Genomic DNA, 13,189 nt, shown 5'->3' on the forward strand with positions numbered 1-13,189 from the left:
AAAATAAGCGCCGTTGAGCCGGCGCGTCAATGCAACGTCAATGCGACGTCTGCTCGCGCGATCTGGCGATGCTGGCATCCAGCCCGTTCCATGCCGGCTTGTCCGGTGCGAAGCTGCTGCGCAGGTAGGTCAGCAGATCGCTCATTTGCGCATCGTTGAAGCTGTTGGCGAAGCCGGGCATGTAGCCGAGATCCGGATTGGCGGGTTCGCGTATGCCATGCAGGATCACGTGGATCAGATTATCCGGCGTATCGCTGTGGACATTGGTGTTCACCCGCAGCGAGGGGCGCACGCCAAACAGCGTCGGCCCGGTGCCTTCCTGATGACAGGCGGCGCAGGCGCCCTGAAACAGCCGCTTGCCGTTGGCCTGCGACAGCAGCAGGCCTTCGTTCATGACCGGAGCGGAGAGGGGCGTTGGTGCTGGTGCAGCCTGGCTTTGCTCCGCCGCTTCATTGAAGGACGCCAGGTAATGCGCGATGGCGCGCACGTCGCCCGCCGGCAGTTGCGACAATTCGGCCACCACCGGCGCCATCGGCCCGGCGGCGATGCCGTGTTTGCTTGAGAAGCCGGTGCGCAGATAGGTGAACAATTCGTTCTCGGTCCACGGGTTGGGCGACTTCGAACGCGCGGTCAGCGCCGGTGCTTCCCAGCCGTCGACCATGCCGCCGGTCAGGTATTCGCGGCCGCCTTTTTCGGCGCCCAGGGCGTTGCGCGGCGAGTGGCAGGCGGTGCAATGGCCTGCGCCTTCCACCAGATACGCGCCGCGGTTCCACAGCGCCGATCTGGCCGGGTCCGGCTGATACACCTCGGCCTTGTGGAACAGCAGGTTCCAGCCCGACAGCAGCGGCCGCAGATTGAAGGGGAAGCGCAACTCGTTCTCCGGCGGCCTGGCGGCCACTGCCGGCTGCGCCATCAGGTAGGCATACAGAGACTGCATGTCAGCCTCGCTGATCTTGGCGAAGGCGGTGTACGGGAAAGCCGGGTAGAGATTGCGGCCGTCGCGGTGGACGCCCTCGCGCATGGCGCGCTCGAAGGCGGCGTAAGACCAGTTGCCGATGCCGGTCTTTTCATCCGGCGTGATATTGGTGCTGTAGATGGTGCCGAAGGGCGTCTGCAAGGCATGTCCGCCGGCGTTGACCGTGCCGCCGTTGGGTGCCGTATGGCACACCGCGCAGTCGCCGGCCAGCGCAACCAGACGGCCGCGCTCGATGGTGGCGGCCGAGTACAGATTGGAATCGGGCCGCTGGATCGGAGCGATGGCCGGCCGCCAGGGCATGGCCAGCGTCAGTGTCGCGCCCAATGCGGCCGCTGCGCCGCCCAGCCAGCCGTATTTCTTGAAACGGCGCCAGCCGCGCGGCTTCTCATCGGCCGCCAGCGCCAGTCGCACCTGTTCGCCGGAAAACGGCGCGCTGCGCAGGCGTACGCCGGTGGCATCGTGGATGGCATTGGCGATGGCCGCCGCCGCCGGCAGCGTGAAGGCGCCGCCTGCCTTGAGCTGGACATCCTTCAGATACGGCGCAGGCGGGCTGGCGACTACCTCCACCGCAGGCAATTGGGCGCTGTGCACGGCATCCGACGGCACCAGCTGATGGTCACGGGCCCAGGCATCGAAGCTGTTGCCGGGCACCAGCGTGCTCGCCATGGCCAGCTGCACCTGCTCACCCAGCAGATGGGCTTGACCGGCATCGAGTGCCGGCACATCGGCGGCAGCAGCAGCAGCGGCAGGGCGCATGTCGTGGCCGGCGGTCACTTTGGTGATGCTCAGTTCGCCGGAGGCGCGGTCGTATTCCACATCCGCCACCCAGGCCGACCAGCTTTGCACGGGCTGTGCTGCGTCCTGCTCGATGGTGCTGGCATAGGCGAAGCCGCGTCCGCGCAAGATCTGCCCCGCACGAGCACGTTCAGGGGCGCGCGGCAGCCAGCCGGCAGCCTGCGTGACGGAGCGAATCAGTTGTACGCCGTGGGCATCCGGAAGATGGTCGAGGCGGTATTGCACCGAATCTTCGCCGTTTTTGCCGGCCGCTTCGTCGAAGAAGGCTTCCTGCGCAAAGGTGGCTGCGGCCAGCGGCAGGTCTGCGCCGGCAGTCCCGGCAATCTCGACCCCGGCCCAGTCATAGGGGGGCGCCAGCGAGGAGGGCGGTGCAGCGCCGGCATCGCTCAGGGCATAAGGGGTTTCGGTCAGCAGCCAGGCCAGCGGAGGCGGCGCGGTGCGATGGTCGAATTGCTGTGCGTAGTGGCCCAGCGCACCGTCCGGCCCGAAGCCGGCGCGCAGCTGAAAAACGGTGGTCTGCGCTACGCCGGCGTCCGTCGCCATCACCAGAGACAGCGGCGCGCGGCATTGTCGGCAGAGCAGTGCCACCACGCCCGCCGCGTGGCTGGCGTCGGCGCTTTCCCTGGCGTCGGCAGGCGTGCGGTGGCTGCGCACGTCAATCTTGTCGAGCTCCAGCCCCAGCAAGGACGACAACTCCTGTGCGATGGAGCGCGGATTGCCGAACGGCAGATCGATGCGCATGCCGTCGCCCGCAGGCGCGGCCAGCACCACCAGCGTGGCCGCATCGCTGGCGTGCTTGTCAGCCTTGGGAGCCTGCCATTGATAGACGGCGTCGAGCTGCGTGGTGTCGTTTGAGGATGACGCGCTCACGCCGCGCGCGAACAACTTTGTTCCGCCGTGTGTGCGCACTGCGGATTGCATATCGTCAGACTTGCTCCAGCTGATGCGCACCAGATGACGCGTGCTGCGCGCCAGCGCATCGCTGTCTGCAATCACGGCCACCAGATGTTTCATGGCCAGCACCTGCCGCACCCCGTTTGTCTGCAGTGCGGCGGCGGTGTCGATGCGTTGCAAGCGCGCGCCGCAGTAGCGGCTGCCGTCCCAGCTCAGCGCCGGCGGCAGAATCAGGCGCGCATGGAGCAAGCGGCCAGCGGCAGCAGTAGCAGCAGTCTCGTGTTGCACGGGTTCCTGCATCACTGGTCGCCCTTGGCGGACAGCTCGACCGCGCGCAGGGCCGAACGCATGATTTCTACGTGGGTGCCGCAACGGCAGAGGTTGAAGTCGAGCTCCGAGCGGATTTCCTGTTCGGTGGGATGAGGCGAGCGCAGCAACAGCGCCTTGAGCGTCATGATCATGCCGTTCATGCAATAGCCGCACTGCGCGCCTTGTTCATCGATAAAGGCCTGTTGCACCGGGTCGAGTTTGCCGTTCTGCTCCAGTCCGTCCAGCGTGACCACGCTGCGGCCGGACACCCCGGCCAGCGGGATCACGCAAGAGCGCGCCGCCACGCCGTCCACCAGCACGGTACAGGCGCCGCATTCACCCAGACCGCAGCCGAATTTGGGGCCGTTGAGGCAAAGGTCATTGCGCAATACGTTCAACAGCGGCGCGTCGGGCGCAATGTCAAGCGTGGTCTGCTGACCATTGACCTTGACGGAGATGGGGCCTTGGATATGCATGTTCTTCAGTGTCGCGGCGAACGTGTCGCCTGATGAGTCGTCCCCGGTTCAAAGCATGCTTCATGCCAATCGCCGACTTGTTCAAACGCGCCAGTATGTGCGATCCGCCGTACCGAAATCCACCTTGCGCCGCAACGTGGGTTCCGGCTCTGCTGCAGATCGGTCCCCACGCCGGCCGGCGCCAATACGGTGGCGACGGCGGCAGCCGGCGATTATGCGGGCGGTATTGGCATCGGCCTCTCGCTTGTACGGCTTGCTCCGAGGTGCTGTGAGCTGCGATTAAAATAGTGTACACATTGAATAATTCGAAGTAAATGCACAATTTTTCATGCTGCACCGCATAGTCTCCATCTGGTGCGAATGGCGGGCCGAATCTCCCGTATTTGGTGCCTTGTCGCACATAAAAGGGGAGCACTGCAGCATGAAATAAGGCACTGAAAAATCTGTATTGCAAAGATTCTGAAAATGGTTAAATATAGTGTATGCATTACATATTAGCGAAATTCGCATAAAGCACGGCAGATCAAGGAGATCAAGAAATGCAGCAAGGCCCTTACCGTATCGGACAGATCGTTCCCAGCTCCAACACCACCATGGAGACCGAAATCCCGGCGATGCTGACCGCGCGTCAGGCAATCCGCCCTGAGCGCTTTACCTTTCACTCCAGCCGCATGCGCATGAAGAAGGTGGTCAAGGAAGAACTGGCCGCGATGGATGGCGAGTCCGACCGCTGCGCAGTTGAGCTGAGCGATGCGCGCGTCGACGTGCTGGGCTATGCCTGCCTGGTGGCGATCATGGCCATGGGCCGCGGCTACCATCGGCAGTCCGAGCAGCGCCTGGCCGCGCACACCGCCGCCAACGGTGCCGACGCGCCGGTGGTCACCAGTGCCGGCGCGCTGATTGATGCGCTCAAGGTAATCGGTGCGAAGAAAATCGTGGTGGTGGCGCCCTACATGAAACCGCTGACCGAACTGGTAGTGGACTACATTCGCCACGAAGGCTTTGAAGTGCTGGACTACCGCGCGCTGGAAATTCCCGACAACCTCGAGGTGGCACGCCACGACCCGGCCAATTTGCCCGGCATCGTGGCCCAGATGGATGCCAGCCAGGTCGATGCCATTGTGCTGTCGGCCTGCGTGCAGATGCCATCGCTGCCGGTGATCGCACAGGTCGAAGCCATGACCGGAAAACCTGTGATCACCGCGGCCGTGGCCACCACCTACGCCATGCTCAAGCGCCTGGAACTGGACCGCATCGTGCCGGGCGCCGGCGCCTTGTTGTCCGGCGCGTATTAAGGAAAGGGAGCACCGTATGAACATGGGCAGCAGCTTCCTCTACGGCGCCAACGTCAGGGCCAACGGCATTCGCCAGCATTACCTGCGCTATGGCGGCAGCGATGGCGTACGCGCCCGTCGCGACGCGGTCATCATCGTGCCGGGCATCACCAGCCCGGCGATCACCTGGGGCTTCGTCGGCGAGCGCTTCGGCCGGCAGTTCGACACTTACGTGCTGGATGTGCGCGGTCGCGGTCTGTCGTCGGCCTCGGATGAACTCGACTACAGCCTCGACGCGCAGGCGGCCGACGTGATTGCCTTCGCCGAGGCGCTGGGCTTGACGCGCTATGCCATCGTCGGCCATTCCATGGGCGGACGTATCGGCATTCGTGCGGCGCTGGCCAATCCGCGCGGCCTGAGCAAACTGGTGATGATCGATCCGCCGGTGTCCGGCCCCGGCCGTCGCGCCTATCCATCCAAGCTGCCGTGGTATGTCGACTCGATGGCGCTGGCGCGTCAGGGCTGCAGCGCCGAGCAGATGCGCGCCTTCTGCCCGACCTGGACCGAAGAGCAATTGCAGCTGCGCGCCGAATGGCTGCATACCTGCAACGAGCGCGCCATCATCGCCAGCTTCGAGGGCTTTCACAGCGACGACATCCATGGCGATCTGCCGTCGCTTAAATTGCCGGCCATGCTGATGCAAGCCTCGCGCGGCGATGTGATTCTGGCGGCCGATGTGGACGAGTTCCGCAGCCTGCTGCCGCAGGTGGTGGTGAGCCGGGTGGAAGATGCCGGCCACATGATTCCCTGGGATAACGAAGCCGGCTTCTATGCTGCCTTCGGTGATTTTCTCGGCGCGGCGCTGTAAGCGCGGGCCGTCGAGCATGCAGGATTAACCGGACCAAAGGAGAACGCAATGGCCGTCAGCGACTATGACCTGATCGCAGCCTGGAAGCAGGTTCTGACTCTGTCGAAACTGGAGCCGGGGCAGATCGTCACCGTGCTCACCAGCAGCACCACCCATCCCCAGACCTTGTCCACCGCCATGACGGCGGTGTCCATGATGGGGGCGATGGTCAACCGTCTCGACCTGCCGCCGGTCAACGCCGAAAAGGCGCTGAGCCGCGATTCGCTGGCCTATCTCGGCACCACGCCGCTGACCGGCAATCGCGCCGCCATCGCCGCGCTGAAGGAAAGCGATCTGGTGCTGGATCTGATGACGCTGTTGTTCTCTCCCGAGCAGCATGAAATTCTGTCCACCGGCACCAAAATCCTGCTGGCGGTGGAGCCGCCTGAAGTGCTGGTGCGCATGGTGCCCAGCGCAGACGACCGCGAACGCGTCAGCCGTGCCGCGCGTCTGCTGGAAGGCAAGAAGGAAATGCACATCACCTCCGCCGCCGGCACCGATCTGCGCTGCCCGCTGGGCGAGTTTCCGGTGATTCAGGAATACGGTTTCGTCGATCAGCCTGGTCGCTGGGATCACTGGCCCAGCGGTTTCGTGCTGACCTGGCCCAACGAGCGCCAGACCAACGGCACACTGGTGATCGATCGCGGCGACATTCTGCTGCCGATGAAGTCGTATGCGCAGGAAGCCATCGTGGTCACGGTTGAAAACGGTTTCGTCACCCATATCGATGGCGGTCTGGATGCCGAACTGCTGAGCGAATACATGGCCTCCTTCAAGGACCCGGAAGCCTATGCCATGTCGCACATAGGCTGGGGCCTGCAGCCGCGCGCGCAATGGTCGACGCTGGCCATGTACGACCGCGAGGCCACCATCGGCATGGATGCGCGCGCCTTCGAAGGCAATTTCCTGTTTTCCTTCGGCCCCAACAACGAAGCCGGCGGCAGCCGCACCACAGCCTGCCATATCGACATCCCGCTGCGCCGCTGCACCGTCAGCCTGGATGGCGAGCCGGTGGTGAAGGACGGCAAGGTGCTGGACAACTTCAGCTATTCCAAATAAGGCCGGGAGTTTCCCGGCAGCCCGGTTAAAAGGAAGATACGATGCACAAGGAAGTGGAAACCTATCAGCGTCAGGGCTTCGGCCAGACGCTGGAAATGAAGCCGCCGTTCGGCCTGCTGATCGTCGATTTCGTCAACAGTTTTGCCGATCCGGCGCAGTTCGGCGGCGGCAATATCCCGGCCGCCATCGAGCGCACCCGCAGCCTGCTGGCGCATGCGCGCAAGCACAAATGGCCGGTGGCGCACAGCCGTATCGTGTTCGCCGACGACGATGCCGACCGCAACATCTTCGGCATGAAAGTGCCGGGCATGGTCACGCTGAAGGAAGATCTGCCGGGCAGCGCCATCGTGCCTGAACTGGCGCCGGAAAAAGGTGAGCTGGTAGTGCGCAAGACCGTGCCGTCGGCGTTCTTCGGCACCTCGCTGGCGCCGTGGCTGACGCAGCACGGCGTGCAGACTTTGCTGGTGGCCGGCGCTGTGACCAGCGGCTGCGTGCGCGCCAGCGTGGTGGATGCGATGTCCTGGGGTTTCCGGCCGCTGGTGGTGTCGGACTGCGTGGGCGACCGCGCCATCGGTCCGCACGATGCCAACCTGTTCGACATGGCGCAGAAGTATGCTGCCGTGATGCCGCTGGACGAGGCCCTGAAGGTCGTCGCCCAGGGCTGATTCCCGGGCCGCGTCATGCTCGGCCGGGCCAACGAGACGATGATGTGGTGACATGGAATCTGTGAACAATTCTTACCGGACCCCCAAAGACGCGCGCCGTGAGCTGCTCGACAGCGACAGCGCGCTGCTGGTCACGCGCGCGCCGCAACCCGGCGCCAGGCCGGCGCCCGGCCAGCCCGGCGCGGCCTCTTCCTATGTGCAGACTTTGCCGGATGTGTTCGTCGCGCTGCTGGGCGATGGCCGCGTGCTGGCCTTCAACGGCCACGTCGATCTCGGCACCGGCATTCGCACCTCGCTGGCGCAGATCGTGGCTGAAGAATTGAGCGTGACCATGGAGCGCGTCACGATGATCCTCGGCCACACCGAGGAAGCGCCCAATCAGGGGCCGACCATCGCCAGCGCCACCATCCAGATTTCAGCGGTGCCGCTGCGCAAGGCGGCAGCGCAGGCGCGCGAGCATCTGCTGCTGATGGCCGCCGAGCGCTTGCAATGCGAGGTCGCAGCGCTGCTTATCGACGATGGCCGCATCCACCTGCGCGATGACGTGGCGCAGGGCCTCACTTATTTTTCTCTGCTGGAAGGGCGCAAGATCGTCCTCACGCTGGAGTCCGGCGAGGTGCCGCTCAAGCCTCCCAGCCAATACACCATCGTCGGCCGCAGCTCTCAGCGCGTCGACATTCCGGCCAAGGTGCGCGCCGCCCCGGTGTATGTGCATGACGTGCGCATGCCCGGCATGTTGCATGGCCGTGTGGTGCGACCGCCGCATCCGGGGCGCGACGGCGGCTCATTCGTCGGCGCCAGCCTGCTGTCGGTGGACGAGGCTTCGGTGGCGCATATTCCGGGCATCGTGGCGGTGGTGGTCGAAGGCGACTTCATCGGCGTGGTGGCCGAACGCGAAGAGCAGGCGCAGCGCGCCATGCGCGAACTGAAAGTGCGCTGGAAGGACATTCCGCCGCTGCCGCCGATGGATGACCTCGAAGCGCGCCTGCGCAACATCCCCTTCAAGCGCCGCGAGCTGGTGCAACAAGGCGACACCGAAACCGCCTTGTCCGAGGCCGCGGTGAGCATCGCCCGCACTTACGTCTGGCCCTACCACATGCATGCCTCGATCGGCCCTTCGTGCGCGGTGGCCGACTATCGCAACGACGGCCTGACGGTATGGTCGGGCACGCAAAACCCGCACGTCATGCGCATCGATCTGTCGCGTCTGTGCGATCTGGACGAAGGCTTGATCGAAGTGGTGCGGCTGGAAGCCGCCGGCTGCTACGGCCGCAACTGCGCCGACGATGTGGTGGCCGATGCTGCGCTGTTGTCGCGCGCGGTCGGCCGTCCGGTGCGCGTGCAACTCACGCGCGAACAAGAACATGCCTGGGAGCCCAAGGGTGCAGCCCAGCTGATGGATGTGCGCGGCGGCTTCGATGCCGGCGGCGAGCTGGCCGCCTACGATTTCAAGACCCGCTATCCCTCCAACGACGCGCCGGTGCTGGCCTTGCTGCTGACCGGCAAGGTCGCGCCCGAGCCGCGTGTGCTGGAAATGGGCGACCGCACCGTGGTGCCGCCCTATGCCTATCCGAACAGTCATATAGTCTGCGACGACGTCGCGCCCATCGTGCGTGCCGGCTGGCTGCGCGGCGTGTCGGCCATGCCGAACTCGTTCGCGCACGACAGCTTCATCGACGAGCTGGCCGAACTGGCCGGCGCGGATCCGCTCGACTATCGCCTGCGCCATCTGCCCGACAGCCGCGCCTGCGAACTGCTGCAGGCGGTCGCCGACAAGGCCGGCTGGCAGCCAGGCGCACGCGGTTCACGCGGCGTGGCGGGTGCCGACGGCAAGCTGCACGGCCGCGGCATCGCCTATGCGCGCTATGTGCACAGCAAATTTCCCGGCTTTGGTGCGGCGTGGTCGGCCTGGGTGGCCGACATCACGGTCGATCCGGCCGACGGCACTTTAACGGTGGTCTCACTGGTGGTGGGGCAGGATACCGGCATGATGGTCAACCCCGCCGGCGTGAAGCATCAGATGCACGGCAACATCATCCAGTCGCTGAGCAGGGTGCTCAAGGAGCGCGTGAGCTTCGGCCCGCAGGGAACCTCCAGTCTGGAGTGGGGCGCATATCCCATCCTGCATTTCAGCGAAGTGCCGCCTATCGGGATCGTGCTGATGGAGCGTCAGGGAGAGCCGCCGCTGGGCGCCGGCGAATCGGCTTCGGTGCCGAGCGCGGCGGCCTTGGCCAATGCCTTGTTCGACGCCACCGGACGGCGCTTCCGGCAGCCGCCGTTTACCGCCGAGACGATCCTGGCGGCATTGAAACAGCCTGCGGCAAATCAGGACAATCCGGCGAATGCCGGCCCATCCTCATTCGTCAATCATCTTGCGTAGCAGGAACACCAGCGCCACGCGTTCGGCGGGATTGAGGTTGCCGTAAGTGGCTTCGGTGATCTGAGCGGCGAAGGGCACGGTCTCGGCCACCAGTTCGGCGGCGCCTTTGCTGAGCGAAACCAGCACCTTGCGACGGTCGGCCTCGTCGTGCGACAGCACGATCAGATCGCGCGACTTCAGGCGCTCCACGATGCCGCGAATGGTGGCCTGGTCGATGGCCGTGATCTTGACGATGTCGGACAGGGAGCAGGTTTCCAGGTCGCGGATCGCGCACAGCGTGACAAACTGCGCCGCCGTCAGCTGGGAATCCGGGATGTGCTGCTGAAAGATCGATGCGTGGCGCTGGTAGGCGCGGCGCAGCAGGTGGCCGATCTGGTCGGAAAAATGATATTCGGAGAGGGCTGGCTTCTGGTCCATGGACACAATGTTGGGGTGACTTTCCGTGGATCTGCCGCCGGAGGCGGGCAGAGAGGAGCTAGTGATTCTAATGGCCTCGCCGCCGGCTGTATACGCGGGAAGCACTTTTGTGCGCGGGCCTGTCTTCTTCTGTGCGCGTTTTTTTGCATTATTGTTTGCGGTCTTGTCTGCGGCCTTGCGCGCGGGCTTTGTCGTAATGGATGTTGGTTCGTTCATGTGAGCGGGAAAAATAATGTTGATCGATTTCGCGGGCCTCAAGCCCGTTCAAGCTTATGAATGGATGTCGTCGCTGATCGTGCCCCGGCCCATCGCCTGGGTATCGACACTGGACGCCGAGGGGCGGCCGAACCTGGCGCCGTTCAGCTTTTTCCAGATGATTACCGGCAAGCCGCCCACCCTGATGGTGTGCCCGCTGATGCAACGCGGCGGCAAGCTCAAGGACACCGTGCAAAACATCGCCGCCACCGGCGAGTTCGTGGTCAATCTTGCAGGACCGGCGCAGGCGCAACTGCTGAATGCGACGTCCTTTCCTTTCGAGGCCGGCGTCAGCGAATTCGAGGCCTGCGGCGTAGAGGCCGTCACCGGCACGCTGGTGAAAGCGCCGCGAGTGCAGGGCGCGGTCGCCAGCTTCGAGTGCAAGCTGGCGCAGCTGCAGCCCTATCCGAAAGAAGATCCGTCCTGCCATCTGGTCTTCGGTCAGGTGCTGGCGGCGCATGTCGACGATGCACTGCTGGGCCCCGGCGGCGTGCTTGACCCCGGTCAGGTCGATCTGCTGTTTCGCATGGGCGGCGAGTGGTACGGCAAGACGCAATCCGAAAACAATTTCACCTTGCCGCGTCCTCGCTAAACGGCTTTTCCGGCGCACCGGGTTGCTGCCGGCGCGCCGCACTTTCCCTTCGCACACACTGCCACCACCATCTTCGCCGTGTCGTCGTATTGCGCCACATCGGCATCGACGCGGCCGCCTCATTTCCACGTCCGGTTTCTCTTTTGCCTACGTTTTTGTCGGCGTTTCTTTCTTGCGCTGAAGCGCCTCGCCGGCATTGCGCCTGACCCACTTTGGAGCGATGTGGCGACGCACAACGCACTTTGCTTGTGCGCTTTTCAAATATCGCATTAATATGATGTACACATTATAAAACAGCGCTGCGATAAGGCGGTGCTGAAATAAGCGCCGGAGACGGGCTTTGCCTACATTAAACCAAGTAAATACAAGTATTTTCCTTAAATCTGTTCGGCCATTGAGTTAAATCAAAAGCTGGCCTGTATTTTGCTAACACTCAAAATTAATAGCGTGTACGCCACATAGTTGATGAAGTGTCGCAGACGGATGCAATGTGTTTCCGGGGTGAAAATCCGGATCGTTTGCGGCATCAGGAATCGGGTTCGCGTCGCAACTTAGAGGAGGTCTATCTGCTCCCGGCGATGGCGATAAACAAGGCGCGCGTGATCGCGCCGCACCCGGCGAATTCTGAGCCGGGTGATTCCGAATCCTGGACCGGCGTATCGCTATCGAAGACGTCATGACGCGTGCGTTGCAACTCATGACTTGCAACTCATGACTCGCAACTCGCAATTTGTAATTTGCAACGTGTATCAATGCCGTCTTCGTCGTGCGCAGCAGAGAGTCCGTCGCTGGCCTGGCATGTCAGAGCAGCGGCAAACATGGAAGAAATTTTGCGCAGTGCGGCCAGCATCTGCCGGAACTCTTCCGTGAGCAGGAGCATCGCGCCGGCGAACCGGAATCGCCGGCGCGATGCCATCAACAGAAGTCCGAAAAAAGCTGAAACAAAGCTGGAATGTCGCCGGGGACGGCCGGCCCCGATGGCAGACCAGGCACCGCCTTGCAGTGCGAAGGCAAACACCAGCAGTACATCCAACACATAAATATAGGGATCAGCAAAATGAAAAAGGCACTGGCACTAGGAGCTGTCGGCTTGCTTTGCGCGGGGAGCGCAATGGCACAGTCGAACGTCACCATCTACGGCGTGATCGACACCTACATGGGTTACACCAACGCCACTGGCAAGGGCAGCGTGGTTTCAATGGACAGCGGCGGCTATCAGGCCAGCCGCGTCGGTTTTCGCGGTACCGAAGATCTGGGTGGCGGCTTGCGCGCCAACTTCCAGCTGGAAAACGGTTTCGCCTCCGACACCGGCGGCATGGCCGACAGCACCCGCCTGTTCAACCGCCAGTCGTGGATCGGTCTGGGCGGCGGTTTCGGTGAAGTTCGTCTGGGACGCCAGAACTCGCCCGGCTTCCTCATGATCGCTCGTCTGGATCCCTTCGCCGGCGCCACCTATGCCTCGTTCCTGAATAACGTGTCGTCCTATACGCCGCGCTATGACAACGTCATCGGCTACATCTCGCCGTCGATGAGCGGCGTCAAGCTGCAGGCCTACTATGGTCTGGGCGAGCAGACCACGCCCAAGAACGGCTTGTCGACCTACATGCTGGCGGCGGAATACGAAAGCGGTCCGCTCTATCTGGGCATCAGTTCCTCGATGCAGAACAGCGCCAACGACAACCTGTCGATCAAGTCGACGTTCGCCGGCGGCGCATATGACTACGGCCAGGGCAAGATCTTCCTCGGCTACTACCGCGGCAACAATCTCGGCGCAGCCGCTGCGACCAACACGCCGGGCTCTTACTACAGCGCCTACTCGCTGTCGGCCAACTATCGCGTGAGCCCGCAAGCCACCGTCGGTGCGGGTTATGGCTGGGCCAAGGACAGTACCGGCGCCGGCCGCGACGCACGCCAGATCAGTCTGATCGGCACTTACGACCTGTCCAAGCGCACCATGCTCTATACGACCTATGCGCGCCTGACCAACAACAACGGCGCCAGCTTTTCGCTGTCGGCCGCCGCTCCCATCACGAAGAACGTACCCACCGCCGGCGGCACCGTCAACGGCGTGCAGTTCGGCATCCGCCACCTGTTCTGACCGGCATGCCGTCGCCTCCTTTCACAGGATGGCGACGGCAAGCGCCTGAGGGCGCCTGCCAACACCACAGCAGCGTTTCTTTGCACAAGCAA

The 13,189-nt window shown here is 63.6% G+C and carries 11 protein-coding genes; 7 read left to right on the forward strand and 4 right to left on the reverse strand.

Features of this window, described 5'->3' with window-relative positions:
- Nucleotides 1-37 precede the first annotated feature (37 nt).
- Both PQR62_RS23510 and PQR62_RS23515 read right to left on the reverse strand, forming a co-directional pair.
- Complete coding sequence (locus tag PQR62_RS23510) at nucleotides 38-2,953, reverse strand: c-type cytochrome (RefSeq protein WP_408160498.1); 2,916 nt, start codon at nucleotides 2,951-2,953, stop codon at nucleotides 38-40.
- Nucleotides 2,954-2,964: 11 nt separating this feature from the next.
- Nucleotides 2,965-3,450 carry a (2Fe-2S)-binding protein gene (locus tag PQR62_RS23515; protein WP_408160499.1) on the reverse strand — a complete coding sequence of 162 codons (486 nt, stop codon included), beginning with the start codon at nucleotides 3,448-3,450 and terminating at the stop codon, nucleotides 2,965-2,967.
- A gap of 539 nt (nucleotides 3,451-3,989) precedes the next feature.
- Between PQR62_RS23515 and PQR62_RS23520 the strand changes: the two genes are divergently transcribed.
- From PQR62_RS23520 to PQR62_RS23540, 5 genes are read left to right on the forward strand one after another with little or no spacing between them, the layout of a single operon-like run.
- A complete protein-coding gene (locus PQR62_RS23520; protein WP_408160500.1) occupies nucleotides 3,990-4,745 on the forward strand; it encodes a maleate cis-trans isomerase family protein in 756 nt (251 codons plus the stop codon).
- 22 nt (nucleotides 4,746-4,767) lie between these two features.
- Entirely contained in the window at nucleotides 4,768-5,592 is an 825-nt protein-coding gene (locus tag PQR62_RS23525) for an alpha/beta fold hydrolase (RefSeq protein WP_408160540.1), read from the forward strand.
- A 48-nt stretch (nucleotides 5,593-5,640) separates the two neighbouring features.
- Nucleotides 5,641-6,690, forward strand: coding sequence for a 2,5-dihydroxypyridine 5,6-dioxygenase NicX family protein (locus tag PQR62_RS23530; RefSeq protein ID WP_408160502.1), 1,050 nt, complete (start codon nucleotides 5,641-5,643; stop codon nucleotides 6,688-6,690).
- A gap of 41 nt (nucleotides 6,691-6,731) precedes the next feature.
- Complete coding sequence (locus PQR62_RS23535) at nucleotides 6,732-7,355, forward strand: isochorismatase family protein (RefSeq protein WP_408160503.1); 624 nt, start codon at nucleotides 6,732-6,734, stop codon at nucleotides 7,353-7,355.
- A 52-nt stretch (nucleotides 7,356-7,407) separates the two neighbouring features.
- Nucleotides 7,408-9,735, forward strand: coding sequence for a xanthine dehydrogenase family protein molybdopterin-binding subunit (locus PQR62_RS23540; protein WP_408160504.1), 2,328 nt, complete (start codon nucleotides 7,408-7,410; stop codon nucleotides 9,733-9,735).
- Here PQR62_RS23540 and PQR62_RS23545 read toward each other — a convergent pair.
- A complete protein-coding gene (locus PQR62_RS23545; protein ID WP_408160505.1) occupies nucleotides 9,712-10,152 on the reverse strand; it encodes a MarR family winged helix-turn-helix transcriptional regulator in 441 nt (146 codons plus the stop codon). The two genes, PQR62_RS23540 and PQR62_RS23545, sit on opposite strands and share 24 nt — an antisense overlap.
- 232 nt (nucleotides 10,153-10,384) lie before the next feature.
- On the opposite strand from PQR62_RS23545, the gene PQR62_RS23550 reads away from it, so the two are divergent.
- The gene (locus PQR62_RS23550) at nucleotides 10,385-10,999 is read left to right on the forward strand and encodes a flavin reductase family protein (protein WP_408160506.1); all 615 of its coding nucleotides are present in this window, start codon (nucleotides 10,385-10,387) and stop codon (nucleotides 10,997-10,999) included.
- 709 nt (nucleotides 11,000-11,708) lie between these two features.
- On the opposite strand, the gene PQR62_RS23555 is transcribed toward PQR62_RS23550, so the two are convergent.
- Nucleotides 11,709-12,032 carry a hypothetical protein gene (locus PQR62_RS23555; protein ID WP_408160507.1) on the reverse strand — a complete coding sequence of 108 codons (324 nt, stop codon included), beginning with the start codon at nucleotides 12,030-12,032 and terminating at the stop codon, nucleotides 11,709-11,711.
- A gap of 24 nt (nucleotides 12,033-12,056) precedes the next feature.
- Here PQR62_RS23555 and PQR62_RS23560 point away from each other — a divergent pair, with 24 nt between their 5' ends.
- Complete coding sequence (locus PQR62_RS23560; protein ID WP_408160508.1) at nucleotides 12,057-13,097, forward strand: porin; 1,041 nt, start codon at nucleotides 12,057-12,059, stop codon at nucleotides 13,095-13,097.
- The last annotated feature ends 92 nt before the right edge of the window (nucleotides 13,098-13,189 follow it).

The sequence above is a fragment of the Herbaspirillum lusitanum genome (genome assembly GCF_046025995.1).
In the GTDB taxonomy this organism is placed as follows: domain Bacteria; phylum Pseudomonadota; class Gammaproteobacteria; order Burkholderiales; family Burkholderiaceae_D; genus Herbaspirillum; species Herbaspirillum lusitanum_A.